The 18,656-nt window shown below is 68.4% G+C and carries 17 protein-coding genes; 7 read left to right on the top strand and 10 right to left on the bottom strand.

Annotated features, from left to right (window positions below; all coding sequences use genetic code 11):
* Nucleotides 1-33: 33 nt before the first annotated feature.
* Entirely contained in the window at nucleotides 34-1,308 is a 1,275-nt protein-coding gene (locus tag LWH48_RS09990) for a NupC/NupG family nucleoside CNT transporter (protein WP_232912439.1), read from the bottom strand.
* A gap of 196 nt (nucleotides 1,309-1,504) precedes the next feature.
* Here LWH48_RS09990 and LWH48_RS09985 point away from each other — a divergent pair, with 196 nt between their 5' ends.
* On the top strand, nucleotides 1,505-2,185 hold the full coding sequence (locus LWH48_RS09985) for a CBS domain-containing protein (protein ID WP_232912438.1): 681 nt from the start codon (nucleotides 1,505-1,507) through the stop codon (nucleotides 2,183-2,185).
* A 106-nt stretch (nucleotides 2,186-2,291) separates the two neighbouring features.
* On the opposite strand, the gene LWH48_RS09980 is transcribed toward LWH48_RS09985, so the two are convergent.
* The 3 genes from LWH48_RS09980 to LWH48_RS09970 all read right to left on the bottom strand — a co-directional run bounded on the left by LWH48_RS09980 (nucleotide 2,292) and on the right by LWH48_RS09970 (nucleotide 6,901).
* Nucleotides 2,292-3,446, bottom strand: coding sequence for an aminotransferase class V-fold PLP-dependent enzyme (locus tag LWH48_RS09980; protein ID WP_232912437.1), 1,155 nt, complete (start codon nucleotides 3,444-3,446; stop codon nucleotides 2,292-2,294).
* Between the two features lie 108 nt (nucleotides 3,447-3,554).
* A complete protein-coding gene (gene pta / locus LWH48_RS09975) occupies nucleotides 3,555-5,720 on the bottom strand; it encodes a phosphate acetyltransferase (RefSeq protein ID WP_232912436.1) in 2,166 nt (721 codons plus the stop codon).
* Nucleotides 5,717-6,901, bottom strand: a complete 1,185-nt coding sequence (locus LWH48_RS09970; RefSeq protein WP_232912435.1) for an acetate/propionate family kinase — start codon at nucleotides 6,899-6,901, stop codon at nucleotides 5,717-5,719. The genes pta and LWH48_RS09970 overlap by 4 nt, the downstream gene beginning before the upstream one ends.
* A 132-nt stretch (nucleotides 6,902-7,033) precedes the next feature.
* On the opposite strand from LWH48_RS09970, the gene LWH48_RS09965 reads away from it, so the two are divergent.
* Nucleotides 7,034-7,945, top strand: a complete 912-nt coding sequence (locus LWH48_RS09965; protein ID WP_232912434.1) for a DMT family transporter — start codon at nucleotides 7,034-7,036, stop codon at nucleotides 7,943-7,945.
* A gap of 7 nt (nucleotides 7,946-7,952) precedes the next feature.
* Here LWH48_RS09965 and LWH48_RS09960 read toward each other — a convergent pair whose 3' ends face one another.
* Nucleotides 7,953-8,822, bottom strand: coding sequence for a diacylglycerol/lipid kinase family protein (locus LWH48_RS09960; RefSeq protein WP_232912433.1), 870 nt, complete (start codon nucleotides 8,820-8,822; stop codon nucleotides 7,953-7,955).
* 176 nt (nucleotides 8,823-8,998) lie between these two features.
* On the opposite strand from LWH48_RS09960, the gene LWH48_RS09955 reads away from it, so the two are divergent.
* The 3 genes from LWH48_RS09955 to LWH48_RS09945 all read left to right on the top strand — a co-directional run bounded on the left by LWH48_RS09955 (nucleotide 8,999) and on the right by LWH48_RS09945 (nucleotide 11,870).
* Complete coding sequence (locus LWH48_RS09955) at nucleotides 8,999-9,499, top strand: porin family protein (RefSeq protein ID WP_232912432.1); 501 nt, start codon at nucleotides 8,999-9,001, stop codon at nucleotides 9,497-9,499.
* Between the two features lie 233 nt (nucleotides 9,500-9,732).
* Nucleotides 9,733-10,653, top strand: a complete 921-nt coding sequence (locus LWH48_RS09950; protein WP_232912431.1) for an HAD-IIB family hydrolase — start codon at nucleotides 9,733-9,735, stop codon at nucleotides 10,651-10,653.
* Entirely contained in the window at nucleotides 10,650-11,870 is a 1,221-nt protein-coding gene (locus LWH48_RS09945; protein ID WP_232912430.1) for a glycosyl transferase, read from the top strand. The genes LWH48_RS09950 and LWH48_RS09945 overlap by 4 nt, the downstream gene beginning before the upstream one ends.
* 31 nt (nucleotides 11,871-11,901) lie before the next feature.
* Here LWH48_RS09945 and LWH48_RS09940 read toward each other — a convergent pair whose 3' ends face one another.
* The 5 genes from LWH48_RS09940 to LWH48_RS09920 all read right to left on the bottom strand — a co-directional run bounded on the left by LWH48_RS09940 (nucleotide 11,902) and on the right by LWH48_RS09920 (nucleotide 16,234).
* Nucleotides 11,902-13,704: a sugar phosphorylase gene (locus tag LWH48_RS09940; protein WP_232912429.1), complete on the bottom strand. Its 1,803-nt coding sequence runs from the start codon at nucleotides 13,702-13,704 to the stop codon at nucleotides 11,902-11,904.
* Nucleotides 13,705-13,747: 43 nt separating this feature from the next.
* Nucleotides 13,748-14,416 (bottom strand): thiaminase II, encoded by a 669-nt coding sequence (tenA, locus tag LWH48_RS09935; RefSeq protein ID WP_232912428.1) that lies wholly within the window; start codon nucleotides 14,414-14,416, stop codon nucleotides 13,748-13,750.
* Between the two features lie 23 nt (nucleotides 14,417-14,439).
* A complete protein-coding gene (locus tag LWH48_RS09930; RefSeq protein WP_232912427.1) occupies nucleotides 14,440-15,369 on the bottom strand; it encodes a lysophospholipid acyltransferase family protein in 930 nt (309 codons plus the stop codon).
* Between the two features lie 4 nt (nucleotides 15,370-15,373).
* A complete protein-coding gene (locus tag LWH48_RS09925) occupies nucleotides 15,374-15,751 on the bottom strand; it encodes a DUF4870 family protein (protein ID WP_161432563.1) in 378 nt (125 codons plus the stop codon).
* Nucleotides 15,752-15,835: 84 nt separating this feature from the next.
* A complete protein-coding gene (locus LWH48_RS09920) occupies nucleotides 15,836-16,234 on the bottom strand; it encodes a VOC family protein (RefSeq protein ID WP_161432562.1) in 399 nt (132 codons plus the stop codon).
* Between the two features lie 55 nt (nucleotides 16,235-16,289).
* On the opposite strand from LWH48_RS09920, the gene LWH48_RS09915 reads away from it, so the two are divergent.
* Nucleotides 16,290-16,934 (top strand): class I SAM-dependent methyltransferase, encoded by a 645-nt coding sequence (locus LWH48_RS09915; RefSeq protein WP_232912426.1) that lies wholly within the window; start codon nucleotides 16,290-16,292, stop codon nucleotides 16,932-16,934.
* A gap of 212 nt (nucleotides 16,935-17,146) precedes the next feature.
* A complete protein-coding gene (locus tag LWH48_RS09910) occupies nucleotides 17,147-18,568 on the top strand; it encodes an MFS transporter (RefSeq protein ID WP_232912425.1) in 1,422 nt (473 codons plus the stop codon).
* Nucleotides 18,569-18,656 lie beyond the last annotated feature (88 nt).

Here is an 18,656-nt window from a genome sequence, read left to right as displayed (position 1 = left end):
GGGCGGGGCGCGAAGGCGGGGCGGACGCCGGTATCAGCCGGCCGCCGCCAACGCCATGAAGAAGCCAGCGATGGAGGCCGACATCAGGTTTGAGAGGGTGCCGGCCAGTACCGCCTTGAGGCCGTAGCGGGCGATCTCGTGGCGGCGGCTGGGGGCGATGCTGCCCAGGCCGCCGAGCAGGACGGCGATGGACGAGAGATTGGCGAAGCCGCACAAGGCAAACGACAGGATCGCCATGGTGTGAGGAGTCATCACCTGGCCGGTGGCAGCCACCACTTCCTCGCCGCTCAGGTAGGGGCCGAGGTTGATGAATGCCACGAACTCATTGACCACGATCTTCTGGCCGATGAAGGAGCCGGCCAGGGTGGCCTCTTCCCAGGGGATGCCGAGCAGGAAGGCGAGCGGCGCGAACAGCCAGCCGAGGATCCACTCCAGGCTGAGCTGCTCGAGGCCGACCCAGCCGCCGATGCCCCCCAGCATGCCGTTGATCAGGGCGATCAGGCCGATGAAGGCGAGCATCATGGCGCCGATGTTGGCGGCCAGCATCAACCCTGAGGAGGCCCCGGCTGCGGCGGCGTCGATCACGTTGCTGGGCTTGTCGACGTCCTCCTCGTGCTCCTCCTCGATCTTCGAGACGCTGTCCTCGGGTTCGCGGGTCTCGGGCATGATCAGCTTGGCGAACAGCAGCCCGCCCGGGGCGGCCATGAAGGAGGCGGCCACCAGGTACTCCATGGGCACACCCATGGCGGCGTAGCCGGCGAGCACCGAACCGGCCACCGAAGCCAGCCCCCCGCACATCACCGCGAACAGCTGCGAGGGAGTCATGCGGGCGATGAAGGGGCGCACCACCAGTGGCGCCTCGGTCTGGCCGACGAAGATATTGGCGGTGGCGGAGAGTGACTCGGTACGCGAGGTGCCCAGCGCCTTCTGCAGGGCGCCCCCCAGGATGCGGATCACCCACTGCATGATCCCCAGGTGGTAGAGCACGGCAATCAGCGAGGAGAAGAAGATGATCACCGGCAGCACCTTGATGGCGAAGACGAAGCCGATATTGTCGACCTCGGCCAGTCCGCCGAAGACGAAGCCGATGCCGTCGTTGGCATAGAGCACCACCTGGCTGACGGCGTCGGAGATGGCCTTGAGCACGGTCTGGCCGAAGGGCACGTAGAGCACGAAGGCGCCGATGCCGACCTGGATGGCGAAGGCGCCGCCTACCGTGCGCAGGCGGATCGACCGGCGGTCGTAGGAGAAGATCAGGGCGATGATTATCAGCGTCACCATCCCGACGAGGCTCATGAGGAGTGTCATGGGAGTCCTGCCCGATTGTCGTGGATTGTTGCAGCAGACGGTGCCAAGCGAAGCGGGCAAATATACCAGTCTGGCCGGCAGGCTTCGACCGGAGCCCCCGATCCTGCGTTGACAGTTTTTGGCCTGGATCAAGGCGAAGCGTTCAGGGCATTGCTATGTTGCTTGTACAAGCCCCTGAACCCGCTGGAGAACATCGATGCAAGCCGCCGATATCATGACCCGTAATGTCATCACCGTAGGCCGAGACAGTGAAGTGCGCGAGATCGCCAGCCTGCTGCTCGAACATGGCATCAGTGCCGTGCCGGTGGTGGACGAGGCCGACAAGGTGCTGGGCATCGTCAGCGAGGGCGACCTGATCCGCCGCGTCGAGGACGACAAGCGCAACAAGTCCTGGTGGCTGCGGCTGTTCGCCGTCAACGATCCCGGCGAGTACGTCAAGTCACACGGGCGCCGTGCCCACGAGATCATGACCCCCGACCCTCTCACCATCGACGAGACGGTGCCGTTGGCGAAGATCTCGCGCCTGCTGGAGAAGCACCACATCAAGCGTGTGCCGGTGGTGAAGGATGGCAAGCTGGTGGGCATCGTCAGCCGCGCCAACCTGCTTCAGGGCTTCGCCGTGGCTGGTCCCGAGACCACGGCCAGTGCCGATGATCGCGAGATCCGCGAGGCGATCCTCAAGGAGATCGACGACAACACCGGCGTGATGGTCGATCGTATCAACGTCATCGTCAGCCAGGGCAAGGTGGAGCTCTGGGGGCTGGTGGAGAGCGACAAGGAGCGCATGGCGGTGCAGGTCGCGGCCGAGAACACGGGGGGTGTCAAGGAGGTCAAGAACAACCTGGGCTACGTACCGCGTGGTTTCGGGGCAGCTTGATCGTCGCATCAACGAGTGACAGCAAGCGAAGCGTGACAACGTGAAGAGGGCGGCCCAGGGGCCGCCCTCTTCGTATCCTGCATGTCGTGATCGCCTGCGGATCCCCTCACGCCTCGTCGGGCGGAGTCGAGACCGGCTCCGAGACTTTCTCCAGTGCCTGGCGCAGGGTGTCGATGGTGCGCTGGTGATGGTGCAGCTTCTCGAGGCCGAACAGCCCGATGCGGAAGGTCTGGAAACCTTCCCCTTCGTCGCACATCAGCGGTACGCCGCCGGCGACCTGCAGCCCCGCCTCGGCGAAGCGGCCGACGATGCCGGGGTCGTCGGTATAGCAGACCACCACGCCGGGGGATTCGTAGCCGGGGGCGGCCACGCTCTTGTAGCCGAAGTCGGCGAGCAGTTCACGCACGCCACTGCCCAGCGCCTGCTGCTCGTCACGGACCTTGTCGAGGCCGTACTGCTCGATCTCGAGCATGACGTCGCGCAGCGTCACCAGGCCATCGGTGGGCAGGGTGGCGTGATAGGCATGGCCGCCATTCTCGTAGGCTTCCATGATCGAGAGCCACTTCTTCAGGTCACAGGCGAAGCTGGTGCTGGTGGTCTCCTCGATGGTCTCGCGGGCCAGGCGGGAGAGCATCACCATGGCGCAGCAGGGCGACGCGCTCCAGCCCTTCTGCGGCGCGCTGATCACCACATCGACGCCGAGGTCCTGCATGTCCACCCACATGGTGCCGGAGGCGATGCAGTCGAGCACGAACAGGCCGCCCTCCTCGTGGATGGCGTCGGCCACCTGACGGATGTAGTCGTCGGGCAGCATCATGCCCGAGGAGGTTTCCACGTGGGGGGCGAAGACGATGTCGGGCTGGGTGTCGCGAATGGTGTCGATCACGTCCTGCAGCGGCGCGGGGGCAAACGGCGAGGTAGTGTCATCCTCGTCGAGGCGACGCGCCTTGCGTACGTTGATGTCTGCCGGGATGTGGCCCATCTCGAGGATCTGGCTCCAGCGGTAGCTGAACCAGCCGTTGCGCAGTATCAGGGCGCGGCGGCCCTTGGTGAACTGGCGGGCGACGGCCTCCATGCCGAAGGTGCCGCTGCCGGGGACGATGACCGCACTATGGGCGTTGTAGACTTCCTTGAGGTGCGAGGAGACCTCGCGCATCACCTCCTGGAAGCGCGCCGACATGTGGTTCAGCGAGCGGTCGGTATAGACCACCGAGTATTCCAGCAGGCCATCGGGGTCGACATCGGTAAGCAAGCCGGGCATCTCTTTCTCCATCTTGGTTCTGGCCTTCCAGGACGAAGGCAACGGGTACCTCAAGCATATTCCGATTGGCCAGCCGCGGCCAGTCACCGCGGCTGCTGCCTGGATGGCTCAGTCTGCCTGGGCCGCCTGGATGGCGGTCAGCGCAATGGTGTAGACGATGTCATCCACCAGGGCGCCCCGGGAGAGGTCGTTCACCGGCTTGTTGAGGCCCTGCAGCATGGGGCCGACGCTGACCACATGGGCGCTGCGCTGCACCGCCTTGTAGGTGGTGTTGCCGGTGTTGAGGTCGGGGAAGACGAACACCGTGGCGCGGCCGGCCACCGGGGAATCCGGTGCCTTCTGGCGGCCCACGCTTTCGATGGCCGCGGCGTCGTACTGCAGCGGCCCGTCGATGCACAGTTGGGGCGCGCGCTCCCGGGCCAGCCGGGTGGCCTGGCGCACCTTCTCCACGTCGGCGCCGGAGCCAGACTCGCCAGTGGAGTAGCTGATCATCGCCACCCGCGGCTCGATACCGAAGGCCGCCGCCGAGCGGGCGCTCTGGATGGCGATCTCGGCCAGGGTCTCGGCGTCGGGGTCGGGGTTCACCGCGCAATCGCCATAGACCACCACCTGTTCGGGCAGCAGCATGAAGAAGATCGACGACACCTGGCGGTAGTCCGGCGAGGTCTTGATCAGCTGGAAGGCGGGACGCACGGTGTTGGCCGTGGTGTGCACCGCCCCGGAGACCAGACCGTCGACCTCGTCCTCGGCGAGCATCATGGTGCCGAGCACCACGTTGTCCTGCAGTTGATCCTCGGCGGTGAGTTCGTTCACCTTGCCGGCGCGGCGCGCCACCATGGGCGCCACGTAGCGCTGGCGGATGGCGCGGGGGTCGATGATCTCGAGCCCCTCGGGCAGCTCGATGCCGCGCTGGCGGGCCACCTCCTCGATCTCCTCCCGCCTGCCGAGCAGCACGCAGCGGGCGATGCCGCGCTGCTGGCAGATCACCGCGGCCTCCACGGTGCGTGGCTCGTTGCCTTCCGGTAGCACGATGCGCCGGTCGGCACGCTGTGCCAGCTGCACCAGCTGGTGGCGGAAGGCGGCGGGGGAGAGCCGGCGCGGATAGCCCCGACTCAGGGTCTCCTTGAGCCACGGCAGGTCGAGGTGGCCGGCGACGAAGCGGGTCACCTGCTCGGCGCGCTCGGCATCGTCGATGGGGATGTCGTTGGCCATGCGGTCGAGGCGCTTGGCGGTGTCGAAGCTGTCCGAGTCCACCGCCAGCACCGGCAGGCCACTGCGCAGCGCGGGACGGCAGATATCCACCATCGACTCGCTGGGCCGCTCGCCGTGGGTGAGGAGCACGCCTGCCAGCGGCACGCCGTTCATGGTGGAGAGTGCGGAGGCCAGCAGGATGTCGTCGCGATCGCCCGGGGAGACGATCAGCCGACCCGGCTTGAACACGTGCAGTGCCCGGGAGGCGCTGCGCGCACACAGGCTGGTGCCCATCACCCGGCGCGTGGCGGCCTCGCCCTCGTGCAGGAACTGGGCGCCCAGCGCGCGGGCCACATCGATGACCCGCGGCGCGGAGAGGGCGTCGTGCCAGGGTACGGCGCCGATCAGCCGGAACTGCTGGCCATCCAGGGCGGGCAGGTACTGGCGCAGGGTATCGGCCAGTTCGCCGTTGGTGTTGGCGGCCAGTTCGGGAGCGGCGAGCGGGGTCGTGGTGGCGGCCTCGGGCAACGGCCGCACGCGCATCAGGATGCAGCCCAGGGTGCGCGAGGAGCGTGCGCCGTCGAAGGGCTGGGCATGGATGTCGAGCTGTTCCGCCAAATGGCGAGGGTCGCTCAGGTCACCGTCGGCCACCAGGATCACCCGGGCGTCCAGGGCCCGGGCCAGCTCGGCGTTGAGCTGGCCGGCGTAGCTGCTCTGGGGGCTCGCCACCAGGCCCTCGACCACCACCAGGTCGGGTCGGGCCTCCCCCTCGCCGCTGGCGACGCGGGTGTGTCGGGCGACCGCCTCCTCCATCAGGTCGGCGATGCGGTCGTCGCGCAGTAGCCGCTCCACGCGCGCCTGGGGCAGCGGCTCGGGGGCGGTGAGGCCCAGGGTGCTGCGGGCCAGCGCCGTGGAGCGGTCCGGCCCGGGCCCGTTGAACTCGTCCTGGCGGAAGGGGCGCAGGAAGCTGGCCTTGAGGCCCAGGGTATCCAGGGCGCGAATCAGCCCCAGGCAGGCGGAGGTGAGGCCGACACCGGTGCCGGTGGGCACCAGCAGCAGGGTACGGGGATCGGGACGCGTCATGCGGGAGTCTCGCTGAGGAGTTGGCGGGTCTCGAAGGCGATCTGGCCCTCTTCGTCGGTAGGGATCACCCAGAGTTCGGGCCCGGCGGCGCCGGCATCGATGCGCCCTTCCTGGCCGCCCACGGTCTCGGCGTTGGCCGTGGCCGAGAGGCGCAGCCCGAAGTGGGGCAGGGCCTCAATCACCCGGGCACGCACCGCGCTGGCATTCTCGCCGATGCCGCCGGTAAAGACGATACCGTCGAGTCGCGGCAGGGCGCAGGAGAGGGCGGCCAGGGACTTGGCGATGCGATAGCAGAACACCTCGATGGCGAGTTCGGCGCCGGGATGGTGCTCGGCGGCGGCCTGTTCCAGACGGCGCATGTCGTTGGAGATCCCGGAGAGGCCCAGCAGGCCGCTCTCCTTGTTGAGCAGGGTGTCGATACGCTCCAGCGACCAGCCGAGCTGCCGGCCGAGGTGGGCGTGCAGGCCGGGGTCGACGTCGCCGCTGCGGGTACCCATCACCAGGCCCTCCAGGGGAGTCAGGCCCATGCTGGTATCCACGCTCTGGCCCTGCCACACGGCGCAGGTCGAGCAGCCATTGCCCAGATGGGCAACCAGCCAGCCGCCATGGGCGCGGGTGGAGAGATGATCGACGCGCCCGCTGACGTAGGCGTGGCTGCTGCCGTGGAAGCCGTAGCGACGGATGCCGTGCTGGGCATAGAGGTGCTGGGGCAGGGCGTAGCGGTAGGCGCGCGGCGGCAGGCTCTGGTGGAAGGCGGTATCGAACACCGCGACCTGGGGCAATGCCGGGAACAGCGCCAGGGTGGCGCGCACCCCCACCAGGTTGGCGGGGTTGTGCAGCGGTGCCAGGGCGCCGGTGGTCTCGATGGCGCGCAGCACGGCGGGGTCGATACGGGTGGCGCCGGTGAAGCGCTCGCCGCCGTGCACGATACGGTGGCCCACCGCGGCAGGGGGCGGGCCGCCCAGGCGTTCGAGGATCACGGCCATGGCCTCGGCGTGGTCGGCGCCATGCAGGGGCTGTGAGAACTCGCGTCCGTCGGCATCGACCCCCTTAAGGCGCGCATCGTTGACGCCCAGGCGCTCGGCCAGGCCCGACTGACGCGGCAGGGCCGGGTCCTCGGGTACCAGGGCATACTTGATGGAGGAGGAGCCGCAGTTGATCACCAGGACCGGATCGCGCATCGGGTAGTCTCGTGGACAGGGTGAGACGTTAGGCTAACATGGTGACCCGCCACCGGCAGTGGCCGTTGCTTGATGCCCGTCATGTTCCGGGGCGAAGGCCCTGCCGCCAGACCGTTCATGCAAGGAAGCCCCATGTCGCAAGCTACCGCTCTCCCTCGCCCGCTGGCCATCACGCTGCTGTGCAGCGTGGCCACGCTGTTTGCCACCAATCATGTCGCCGCCCGGGTCGCCTTCGATGAGGGCACCGGGCTGCTGCTGGCGATCCTGGTACGCTCCAGCGTGGCGGTGGTGGTGCTCGGTACCCTGGTGCTGCTTCAGCGCAAGTCGCTGCGTCTGCCGGCCGGCACGGCCGGTTGGCAGCTGCTGGTGGGGCTGCTGGTGGTAGTCCAGAGCCTCTCACTCTATTCGGCGGTGGCACGCATCCCGGTGGTGGTGGCGCTGCTGCTGATGAATACGCTGCCGATCCAGCTGGCGTTGATCAGCTGGGCGATGGGTGGGCCGCGCCCGACAGCGCGAGCGGCATTGATCATGGGGGTGATTCTCGCCGGGCTAGTGGTGGTGCTGGACGTGCCGACCTGGCTCGCCGACCCCGATGCCATGGGCCCCGACTGGTTCCTCGGCGTGGGGCTGGGGCTGGCGGCCGCCTTCGTCTTCGCCTGGGCGCTGTGGATCACCGAACATCGCCTGGCCGAGGTGGGCAGCACCCTACGCAGCCTGCTGACCATGCTCACGGTGCTGGTCAGCATGCTGGCGGCTGGCGCCGCCGGCCTGGTTCCGGGTGGCATGGATCTTCCTCAGAGCCTCGCCGGTGCCTGGGGGCTGGCCGCGCTGGGACTCTTCTATGGCGTGGCCTTCTCCATCCTGTTCATCAGCGTGCCGCGCCTGGACATGGCGCGCAACGCCCCGGCGATGAACATGGAGCCGGTGGCGGCGCTGGTCCTGGGTTATCTGATCCTCGGCCAGACGCTGTCGCCCATTCAGCTGCTGGGGGGCGGTATGGTACTGGCGGGCATCGTGATCCTCGGGCTGTCGAAGCAGGAGTGAGGGCGGCTCAGCAGGGCCCGACAATCACTCGTAGCGCCGCAGGCTCGACGCGTAGCGTCAGCTCCCGGAAGTGGCCCAACGACTCGCCGTCGGCGGTCACCCGGTGCCCGTGATGCATGGCGATGCGGCATGTCGACGGCCGGCGCACCAGCACGCTGTCGTCATCCTGCGGCGTATGGCCGAGCAGGCGAGTGACCATAAAGGTCCACAGCAGCCGCCACCAGGGTCGGGGGCGCACAACGACCAGGGTCAGGTGGCCATCCCGGGCACAGGCGCCCGGCACCTTTGAACCGCCACCGAAGAAGGCCCCGGAGGCGATGGCCAGCGACAGCCAGCGCTCCTCGAGGATCTCGTGGTCGATCTCGAGGCGCGCCTGGAAGCCCCGCATCAGCCCCAGGCGACGCAGCTGAGGCAGCACGGCGGCATAGCTGAAGCGCCCCAGCCAGCGCTTGAGGCGCGGTGAGGCCTGAGTGGCTGGCAGGGTGCCGAGGCCTACGTGGACCACGTTGAGGAACAGCTGGTCATCGAGCCAGCCGACATCGACCCGTGCGATCGGGGCCCGCGCGACCAGCTCGCAGAGGGCATCGGGATCCTCCGGCAGGCCGAGGTTCCTGGCGAAGTCGTTGGCGGTGCCCGACGGCAGCACGCCCAGGATGGCCCCGCAGGCATGACACGCGCGAGCAGCCCGGTTGACCGAGCCGTCGCCGCCCGCGACCAGCACGATATCGTCGGCCGCAAGCGTCGTCTCCCAATCATCCTCGGCGAGATCACGCACCTGCAGCGAGGTGATGCCGGCGCGCTCGAGGCGTGGCTTCCAGAAGCCCTCGCCGCGGGAGCCGTTGCCGGCCCGGGTATTGGCGATCAACCAGTGGCGCATCCTCGGGTCCTGTCCAGCGTGAAGGCTCAGTATAGCCGGGAGGGCAGGTGGGCGGCATGTCGCCAGTCGCCGACGCGGCGTAGCGCAACTTTACACATTTGTCCCTTGATACATTGTCGTAGAGGGACCACACTTATCGGCGTTAGGAAACGGTGTTCATTAATGAGGAGTACGTCATGAAGACCCTGACCATTGCCGCTCTGACTTCCGCCCTGTTCGCCGCCGGCGCCACCGCTGCCCAGGCCCAGCAGCCTCCCTATCCTCAGGGCTATGTGGGTGGTGACGCCATGTTCTGGGAGGTCGATCCCGATGGTCGTGCCGACAGCCGTGATGGCACCGGCCTGCGCGTCAACGGCGGCCTGAAGTTCAACGACTACTTCGCCGTGGAGGGCCACCTGGGCGGTGGCGGCTCCGATGGGAGCGTGGAGCTCGACTCCCTGGTGGGCCTCTATGCCAAGGGGATCCTGCCGGTTTCCCAGGAGTTCCGCCTCTACGGCCTGGCCGGCATGACCGACGTGGACTTCGATGTCGACAGCGAGTCCGGCTTCTCCTACGGTGCCGGTGCCGAGTTCGATGTGGCGCCCAATGTGGCACTGGGTGCCGACTACATGCGCTACCTCGACGAGGACCAGTACACCTTCGATGCGGCAAGCGTGGGTGTGCGCTACCGCTTCTGATCCATCAGGGATCACGGTGACCCGGCGCCCCGAGGCTCTCGCCTCGGGGCGCCTTGTGTTGGTGCAGGCGGTGCGTGGTCATGGTGCATCCGCGGGCCGTCGCAGCGCGAGTTTGCGCGGCATGTGGTGCCGATACGTCCGGAACGGCAAGCTGGCAAGCCCTGTGCGAGCTGGCATGTCCTGTGCATCAGCAGTGAGGGGCATGTGCCCCAGTCGACCGCCCGGGAGCTGTCATGACCGATCCTCGCCCCACGACGCACACCGGCCGCGATGCGGCCCTGACGCCGCGATTGCTGTTCAGCGACCTGGACGGCTCGCTGCTCGACCATCACAGCTATGACTGGGGCCCCGCCCGGCCCTGGCTGGCCCAGTTAAGGCGGCTAGGGGTGCCGGTGATCCCGGTGACCAGCAAGACCCGCAGTGAGATCGTGCCGCTGCGCCAGGCCATAGGCCTTGGGGATACCCCCTTCGTCGCCGAGAACGGCGCGGTGGTCGGCCTGCCACCGGCCTGGTGCCACGCGCGCATCGACCGCCCCGGCCCCGATGGCCTGGCTATTCGCACCCTGGGGGTGGATATCGGCTTCGTGCGCAAGCGCCTGGCGGTGTGGCGTGAGCGGCTGGGCGTGACCTTCACCACCATGAGCGAGATGTCGCTCGACGAGTTGGTGGACTTCACCGGCCTGCCCGAGGCCGAGGCGCGCCTGGCCCGCATGCGCGAGGGCAGCGAGCCGCTGGTCTGGCAGGATGACGAGGCCGGACTCGAGGCGCTGCGCGCGGGGCTGGCCGGCGACGGACTGCGGCTGGTGCGCGGCGGGCGCTTCTGGCATGCCACCGGCGAGGCCCACAAGGGCAGCGCCGTGGCCTGGCTGGTGGAGCGCTACCAGGCGCTGCGCGGCCGCCGTCCGCTGACCCTGGCGTTGGGCGACGGACCCAATGATATCGCCATGCTCGAAGCGGTGGACCAGGCGGTGGTGATCCGCGGCTGCCATGGCCTGCCGGTGGAGCCGGCGCAGCCGGCGCTCTATCGCAGCGAGGCGACCGGCCCCAGCGGCTGGGCCGAGGGGGTGGCCTACTGGTGGGGGCGAGCCGACCGCCGGCTAAGTCCGGCGGGGGTCTCGGCCCGTGAGGCAGCCAGCGAGGAGGCAAGCGCATGAGCGACTTCCATCAGAACGGCATCATCACCGACTTCCACAACCTGACCCGGCGCCCGGTGGAATCTCTGGAGGCGGACCTGGTGCGCTTCTCGCGCCGCCGCCCCATGAGCCTGATCCTGCCCTCGCTCTACTCGGAGCTGGAGGGGCCCGCCCTCGAGGCGATCGTCGAGGAGCTCCGCCGGGTGCCCTATCTCGCCGAGGTGGTGATCGGGCTGGACCGGGCCGACCGGGAGCAGTTCCTGCGGGCCCGCGAGTTCTTCGCCTGCCTGCCCCAGCACCATCGCATCCTGTGGAACGATGGCTCGCGGTTGAGCGCCCTCGACGAGGAGCTGGACGCCCAGGGGCTCTCGCCGCGCCAGCCGGGCAAGGGGCGCAACGTCTGGTTCTGCGCCGGCTTCGTCCAGGCCTCCGGGCGTGGCGCCGTGGTGGCGCTGCACGACTGCGACATCCTCACCTACGAGCGCGGCATGCTCGCGCGGCTGTTCTATCCGGTGGCCCATCCCCACTTTAACTACGAGTTCTGCAAGGGCTACTACCCGCGCATCGCCGAGGGGCGGCTCAACGGGCGGGTGGCGCGGCTGATGGTCACGCCGCTACTGCGCGCGCTCAAGGCGATGCACGGGCCGCTGCCCTACCTGGAGTACCTGGACAGCTACCGGTATGCGCTCTCCGGTGAGTTCTCCATGCGCGCCGAGGTACTCGACGGCATCCGCATCCCCGCCGACTGGGGGCTGGAGGTCGGCGTGCTCTCCGAGGTACATCGTAACTACTCCACCAAGCGGCTGTGCCAGGTGGACCTGGCCGATGCCTACGACCACAAGCACCAGCCGGTCTCGGAGGAGGACGCTTCGGCCGGCCTCAACCGGATGAGCCTGGATATCGCCAAGGCGCTCTACCGCAAGCTGGCGACCCAGGGGGTGACCTTCAGCGCCGAGGGCTTCCGCACCCTCAAGGCCACCTACTACCGCCTGGCCCTGGACCTGATCGAGGCATACGACCACGACGCGGTGATGAACGGCCTCACTCTGGATCGCCATGCCGAGGAGCGGGCGGTGGAGCTGTTCGCCGCCAACCTTCTCGAGGCCGGCAGCGCCTTCCTCGACAATCCCGGCGAGCGCCCCTTCATCCCCAGCTGGAACCGGGTGCGCTCTGCGATCCCCGACCTGCCGGAGCGGCTCCACGACGCCGTGGAGGCCGATAACCGCGGGGAGGTGTAGCCACCGCCCCCTCGAGCGATGCTGCCATCGCTCAGGGCTGCTGCACCAGCCACAGGCAGTGATAGGGCGCCAGGCTCGCCACCGGCACCCAGGGGGCCTCCTCCAGCAGGTCGAACCAGTCACCCTCGGCCAGGGCGGGCAGCGCCAGCGGCTGGGGGGCGTCGGTGACGTTGTGGATCGCCAGCAGGCGACGCCCTTCGGGCAGCGGGCCGCGCTCCAGCGCCAATAGCTCGGGCGGCGTCTCCAGCACTCGCTGGGGGGCGTCCGGGTGGAAGCAGGGCTCGCGGCGGCGCACCGCCAGGCGGCGGGTCAGCGCCTCGAAGACCATCCTCGTCGGCGTGTCGGGACTGTCCAGCAGCAGCTCCAGCTCGTCGCGCTGCCAGCGGCGCCGGTTGATGGAGCGCAGGCGCCCGCTGCGCTCCACCCCCTCCAGGTCGTTCAGGGTGCCGGTCAACACGTGGAGGTAGAGCGCCGGGATGCCCTGCAGGCCGAGCATCAGCTGCTGGCCGCACAGGAAGCGCTGCACCTGCCAGGGATCCGGTCCGCGACGGGTGCCCTTCATGGCGTCGAACCAGGTGATATTGATCTCGTAGGGGCTGTCGCTACCGTCGTCCCGGGTGCGCATGCTGACGAAGCCGCCGAAACGGTGCATCAGCTCCAGCAGCGTCTCGATCTCGTGCGGGGGCAGCCAGCCCTCCAGCGGGCGCACGCCGATGCCGTCGTGGCTGGCGGTGAAGTTGAGAAAGCCGCAGCCGGGCGGCAGGGTTGGCAGGCTCTTTAGCCAGGCCGCCAGGGTGCCCGCCTCGCCGCTGGTCAGGGTGTGTAGCAGCAGCGGCGGTAGCGGGAACTGGTAGACCAGATGCGCTTCGGGGGAGTGTTCGTCGGAAAGATGTTCCAGGCCCCCGTCTGCAAGACGTTCCAAACCAAAGTAGCTGAGGTTCTCGCGATGGGGCACGTTGGTCTCGGTGAGCAGCAGGGTGCCCGGCGCCACATGGTCCACCACCGCGCGCAGCAGCCGCACCACCTCGTGGGTCTGGGGCAGGTGGATGCAGGGAGTGCCGACCGCCTTCCACAGGTAGGCGATGGCATCGAGGCGAATCACCCGGGCGCCCTGGCCCAGGTAGAAGAGCAGGATGCCGATGAACTCCAGCAGTACGTCGGGGTTGGCGAAGTTCAGGTCGATCTGGTCCTCGGAGAAGGTCGCCCAGAGGTGGCGGGTACCGCGGCGGGTGGGCACCGGCACCAGCAGCGGCGAGCTGCGCGGGCGCACCACCGCCGAGAGGTTGGTGGCCGGGTCCATCTCGATGAAGTAGTCGCGCCCCGGCTGGCTGCCGGAGAGGTAGTCGACGAACCACAGCGACTCTCGGGAGACGTGGTTGAGCACCAGGTCCACCGCCAGGTCGTGACGCCCGGCGAGGGTGCGCACGTGGGACCAGTCGCCCAGGTCGGGGGAGACCTCGCGGTAGTGGATTACCGAGAAGCCGTCGTCGCTGCTCCAGGGAAAGAATGGCAGCAGGTGCACGCCGCTGAAGGTATCCGCCAGGCGGGCTTCCAGGAAGCCGTCCAGCACCTCGAGGGGCGCGCGTTCGCCATCGAGCAGGCTGTCGCCATAGCTGATCAGCCACTGGTCGCGCTCGCTCCAGAGTGGCGCATCGGCGTCACCATGGGAGGGCGACGGCGGGGCCTGGTGCGCCAGCAGGGTCAGCAGCCGACGCAGCACCTCGTCGGCCCGCGGGCCATAGAGGAAGGCCAGGTGGCCGTGGGCGCGGCGGCGGAAGGCCGCCGCGCCCAGCGGGACCGCAACGGACGGGGTGAAGGGGGGCTGGTCTTGCATGGTCAGGGCCTCCGGATGGCGTCTCCCGGTGTTCGCTGCGCCGTCACAGGGCGCGATCAAGCCCCATCTGCCAGAAGTCGATCTCCAGGCGCGTGGCGTCGCGGAACACCTGGACGAGCTCGTCGAAGCGACGCGGGGTGACCTCGGCCAGCCGGGCGTCGAGCCAGGCCTCCTCGGTGCGTCGGGCGGCCTGGAACTCCTCGCTCTCGTACATGGCGATCCAGGCGTCATAGGGGTTGGCGTCGCCGCGCAGGGTGGCGGGGCGTGAATTGAGCCAGTCGGCAATTACGCCGTAGCCCACCAGGCAGGGGGCCAGGGCCACATGCAGGTCGAGCAGGTCGCCGCGGTTGCCGGTATCCAGCACGTAGCGGGTGTAGGCCATGGTGGCGCGCGCTTCCGGCAGCTCGGCAAGGTCGGCCTCCGAAATGCCCCAGTCCCGGCAGTAGTCGATATGCAGGCCAAGCTCGACATCGATGATGGTCTTGAGGCCCTCCAGGCTATGGCGCAGCTCGGTGATATCACGGCTCTTGTAGGCCGCCAGGGCATAGGCGCGCCCGAAGTGGATCAGGAACAGGTAGTCCTGCTGCAGGTAGTGGCGAAAGGCGTCTGAGGCGAGTGTGGCGTTACCCAGGTCGCGCACGAAGTCGTGCTCGATATAGGCGCGCCAGTCGGCGTGGCAGGCGGCGGTAAGGTCGCTGAAGCGATAACCCATGGTCGTCTCCGTAGTGGAAGGGGTCAGTAGATCCGAAAGCGCCGATGCTCGTGATGCCCCTCCTGCTCCTGGATCACCTTGCGGTAGCGCTTGTACTCCCACTGGTACTGGGCGGGATCCAGGGCGATGGCGGCCTCCACGCAGGCGTTGACCCCGGTGGCCGACTCGACCTCATCTGCCTGATAGACGCGCTGGTCGGCGGGCAGGAAGTGGATCTCGAAGCCCCGGCCGGGGAGGCGCCTGGCCACCCCGGTGACCACGCGGGCCTCGGTGCGGGCGACGAGCTTGGGCAGCAGGGTGGCGGTGTAGGCGAGGCGACCGAAGAAGGGCGCGAACACGCCGCTGCCCCAGTTCGGCTCCTGGTCGGGCAGGATGCCGATCGCCTCGCTGCGCTTGAGCGCCTTGAGCAGGGCGGCCACGCCACGCGGGTTGGTGGGCACCAGGCTCGCGCCCATGCGCTCGCGCCCGGCGCGGGTCACGGTATCGAGCTCGGCGATCTTGGGCGGCTCGTACATGGCGGTGAAGGGGAAGTGGCTGGAGAGCCAGAAGTTGAGCACCTCCCAGTTGCCGAAGTGGGGGGCGAGAACGATGACCCCACGCCCATCGGCGCGTGCCTCGTCAAGCAGTTCGCGGCCGTGCACGGCGACGATCGAGGCCTCGACCCGGTCGGGCTCGCCCATCCAGGCGAAGCCGATCTCGAGCATGGTGGCGGCGGAGTGGGTCAGGCTCTCGCCGGTGAGGCGGCGACGATCGGCAGCGCTCTGCTCCGGGTAGACCTGGGCCAGGTTGGCCTCGGTAACCTCGCGCTCGCGGCGGCTGAAACACCGCACCAGCGGACCGATCAGGCGCGCCAGGCGCCACAGGGTGGCGAGCCGGCGACCGGCCAGCGATCGCCACAGGGTCTCGATGGCGCGGGCCTGCAGGGCGCTCGTGCGGGAAGAAGCCTTGGCCATGCCGTTACACCAGCCAGGTGTCCACGTTCTCGGGAGAACGCTTCTCCTGCAGCCCCTTGAAGCCCTTGACGCAGCGGATCACCAGCCACACCACGGCCACCAGCCACAGCACGAAGCCGATCAGCACGAACATCAGCACGCCGGACAGGCAGAAGTAGAGCAGGCCGATCCAGAAGGTGCGTACCTGGTAGCGATAGTGCTGGTCGAGCCACTCCGGCCCCTTGCCGCGGTAGACATAGGCGATCACCACGCCAACCAGGGCGGTGAGCCCCCCGGTGACGATGCTCGCCAGGTAGAGGGCGTAGATGACCATGGGGAGCGTCGTGTCGACCGGCTCGGGACTTTCGATGACCACATTGTCGTTCTGCAGGTTGTCGCTCATGGCGTGGGCTAACGTCCTGGTTCGGTATGGAAAGCTGGCCGCCCATGATACCCGGCGAGGGCGGCAATGCCAGTGTCGGTGGTCTCAGTCGGCGTCGGGTGCGCTGCGCAGCGGTCGGCTGATCTCGAGCAGGTTGCCGTCCGGGTCGCGCAGATAGAGGGACTCGATGGCCCCGGTGGCGCCCTGGCGCTGTACCGGCCCCAACTCGATCTCCACGTCCAGTGCCTCGAGGTGGCGGGCCACCTCATCCAGCGGCAGCAGGCTACGCAGGCAGAGGTCCAGGCTGCCGGGAGTCGGCGTGGCGGCCCGGGGCTCGATATCGGTGGCGGTCCAGTGCAGGCGCAGGGCCAGGTCGCCGAGGATCAGGTCGACGCGTTCGCGATCGCGGTAGCGTACCTCCAGCCCCAGCACCCGGGAGTAGAAGTCCACGGCGCGGGAAATGTCGGTCACGGTGATGACCAGATGGTCCAGACCTGACAGCATTCGTCTCTCCTTGCAGGATTGTTCAGGCGTAAATGGCTCTGCCACAGAGGATACGATGATGCCGACCTGCCCGCTATGCGCATCCGCCGATACGGCGTTCTACCACCGCGATGCGCGGCGCGAGTACCACCGCTGCCGACGCTGCACGCTGGTCTTCGTGCCGCCGGCCTTCCGGCTCGGCCTCCAAGCGGAGCGGGCGGTCTACGACCAGCACGAGAACTCACCGCACGACCCCGGCTACCGGCGCTTCCTGTCGCGGCTCTTCGAACCGCTGCAGGCCAGGCTCGAGCCCGGTGCCCGTGGGCTCGACTTCGGCGCCGGGCCAGGGCCGACGCTGTCGGTGATGTTCGAGGAGGCCGGTCACCGCATGGCGATCTATGATCCCTTCTATGCCCCCGACGCCTCGGTACTCGAACAGTCCTACGATTTCATCACCGCCACCGAGGTGGTCGAGCATCTCTTCGCGCCCGGCAAGGAGCTGGCGAGGCTGGCGAGCCTGCTGCGGCCCGGTGGCTGGCTCGGGTTGATGACCAAGCGGGTCACCGACCACGCCACCTTCACCCGCTGGCACTATATTCTCGATCCCACCCATGTGAGCTTCTTCGGCGAGGCGACCTTCCGCTGGTTGGCCGATGAACTCGGGATGAGCATCGAGTTTCCCGCCGCCGACGTGGTGCTGCTGCACAAGAGGCCGAGCTGATGGCGGAGGATATTGCCGAAATGCCCTCCGTTGCCGGAAGAAAATGCTGGCATCTTCCCCTGCTCCGGAAAAGCGATTGACTGGCGGATGATCGGGCGTATGATTCGCGCGCTCAGCATGGCGGGCGAGGGCGTCTCGATGCCGCCTGCCAGGCGCTTTTTCGGCGCATCTGCCACCCTTCTCTTCTACCTCCTTCCCGTGTGAGGCATGCAATGTCGCGGCAACTGCTGGCCATGGCCCTCGCTCCCCTGCTGGGGCTCTTCATCCTCGGTATCGGCAACGGCTTCCTGGCCACGCTGATCACCCTGCGCCTGGACGCCGCCGGCGAGTCGGCGGTGGTGATCGGCTGGGTCTCCTCGGCCTACTTCATCGGCCTGGCGCTGGGTGCCATGCTCAACGACCGGCTGCTGCTGCGCATCGGTCATATCCGCGCCTACGGCAGCTTCGCCTCGCTGGTGGCGGTCACCGTGCTGCTGCAGGGCCTGGTGGAGCACCCCTGGGCCTGGTTCGCCCTGCGCCTGGTCGGGGGCTGGGCCACGGTGGGAGTCTATCTGGTGATCGAGAGCTGGCTGCTGGCCTCCGGCGATGCCGGGGTCCGCGGCCGTCTGCTGGCGCTCTACATGATCGCGCTCTACGCCGCCGGGGTGCTGGGCCAGCTGCTGCTGGGTGTCACCGAGGCCATGGGCGGGGCGGCGTCGTTCATGGTGATCGGCATGCTGGCCTCGCTCTCGGTGTTGCCCATGGCGATGATCCCGCGGGTCTCGCCGTTGATCGAGAAGGCCGAACCGCTCTCGCCGCTGCGCCTGATCACCCTGACCCCCACCGGGGTGATGGGCAGCTTCGGTTCGGGGCTCGCCGTGGCAGCGGTCTACTCCCTGTTGCCGCTCTACCTGCAGCGCACCGGCCTGCCGGTGGATCGCATCGGCCAGATGATGGCGGTGGTGGTGCTCGGGGCGCTGCTGCTGCAGTACCCGGTGGGCCGCTGGTCCGATCGTCATGACCGCCAGCTGGTGCTGATCCTGATCGGGGCCTTCTGCACCCTGATCTCCGCGGCCGTGCTGTGGCTGCCGATGACGACCTGGACGCTGGCCGGGCTGCTGTTCCTGCTGGGGGGCGGGGTCTTCTCGCTCTACCCGGTGGCGGTGGGCCACGCCGCCGACCGCGCACCGGCGGGCGCCCTGGTGCGCATGAGCCAGGGCCTGCTGCTGATCAACGCCATCGGTTCGGCACTCAGCCCGCCGCTGATCTCGCCGGTGATGGCGGTGCTGGGCGATGCCGGCCTGTTCTGGAGCTTCGGTGGCATGGGCGTCTTCCTGGTGTTCTTCTTCGGCTGGCGGCGCAGCGTGCGTCCGGCGCCGGTTCCCGTGGCGCCGTTCTCGCCCAGCACGCCGATGTCGGCCGCCGGTGCCGAGCTGGCGGTAACCGAGGAGCTGGTGCAGGGGGCCATCGAGCACGAGCACATGGAGGACCTCTCCGACGTGGTGCCCGAGGTGGAGGTGGCCGAGCCGCTGGTCGGCCCGCCGCCTGCCGATGAGTCGCGTGTCGCCTATTTCGACGACACCCCAAGCGTGGAAGGTGACGAGCCCGCCCAGGCGGAGCTGCCCGGCATCGAGCCCGCGGCGGGGCGCACCTGACGCGGGAGGGGCGCAGCAGCGGTTAAGACCTTGGGATAATGGTCGACGAAAAGTAGTGAATCTACTATCGCTGTTATCATTTTCCCGA

Source organism: Halomonas sp. G15 (assembly GCF_021282295.1).
Classification (GTDB): Bacteria; Pseudomonadota; Gammaproteobacteria; order Pseudomonadales; family Halomonadaceae; genus Halomonas; species Halomonas alimentaria.
Note: the sequence above shows the minus strand (reverse complement) of the source record. Positions and strands in the feature narration are given on the sequence as shown.

Coding starts and splice junctions, on each gene's coding strand:
- LWH48_RS09955 (WP_232912432.1), top strand. CDS start 8,999: ATGAAGACCCTGACCATTGCCGCTCTGACTTCCGCCCTGTTCGCCGCC.
- LWH48_RS09970 (WP_232912435.1), bottom strand. CDS start 6,901: ATGCGCGATCCGGTCCTGGTGATCAACTGCGGCTCCTCCTCCATCAAG.
- LWH48_RS09945 (WP_232912430.1), top strand. CDS start 10,650: ATGAGCGACTTCCATCAGAACGGCATCATCACCGACTTCCACAACCTG.
- LWH48_RS09990 (WP_232912439.1), bottom strand. CDS start 1,308: ATGACACTCCTCATGAGCCTCGTCGGGATGGTGACGCTGATAATCATC.
- LWH48_RS09915 (WP_232912426.1), top strand. CDS start 16,290: ATGATGCCGACCTGCCCGCTATGCGCATCCGCCGATACGGCGTTCTAC.
- pta (WP_232912436.1), bottom strand. CDS start 5,720: ATGACGCGTCCCGATCCCCGTACCCTGCTGCTGGTGCCCACCGGCACC.
- LWH48_RS09925 (WP_161432563.1), bottom strand. CDS start 15,751: ATGAGCGACAACCTGCAGAACGACAATGTGGTCATCGAAAGTCCCGAG.
- LWH48_RS09985 (WP_232912438.1), top strand. CDS start 1,505: ATGCAAGCCGCCGATATCATGACCCGTAATGTCATCACCGTAGGCCGA.
- LWH48_RS09920 (WP_161432562.1), bottom strand. CDS start 16,234: ATGCTGTCAGGTCTGGACCATCTGGTCATCACCGTGACCGACATTTCC.
- LWH48_RS09960 (WP_232912433.1), bottom strand. CDS start 8,822: ATGCGCCACTGGTTGATCGCCAATACCCGGGCCGGCAACGGCTCCCGC.
- LWH48_RS09940 (WP_232912429.1), bottom strand. CDS start 13,704: ATGCAAGACCAGCCCCCCTTCACCCCGTCCGTTGCGGTCCCGCTGGGC.
- LWH48_RS09950 (WP_232912431.1), top strand. CDS start 9,733: ATGACCGATCCTCGCCCCACGACGCACACCGGCCGCGATGCGGCCCTG.
- LWH48_RS09965 (WP_232912434.1), top strand. CDS start 7,034: ATGTCGCAAGCTACCGCTCTCCCTCGCCCGCTGGCCATCACGCTGCTG.
- tenA (WP_232912428.1), bottom strand. CDS start 14,416: ATGGGTTATCGCTTCAGCGACCTTACCGCCGCCTGCCACGCCGACTGG.
- LWH48_RS09980 (WP_232912437.1), bottom strand. CDS start 3,446: ATGCCCGGCTTGCTTACCGATGTCGACCCCGATGGCCTGCTGGAATAC.
- LWH48_RS09910 (WP_232912425.1), top strand. CDS start 17,147: ATGTCGCGGCAACTGCTGGCCATGGCCCTCGCTCCCCTGCTGGGGCTC.
- LWH48_RS09930 (WP_232912427.1), bottom strand. CDS start 15,369: ATGGCCAAGGCTTCTTCCCGCACGAGCGCCCTGCAGGCCCGCGCCATC.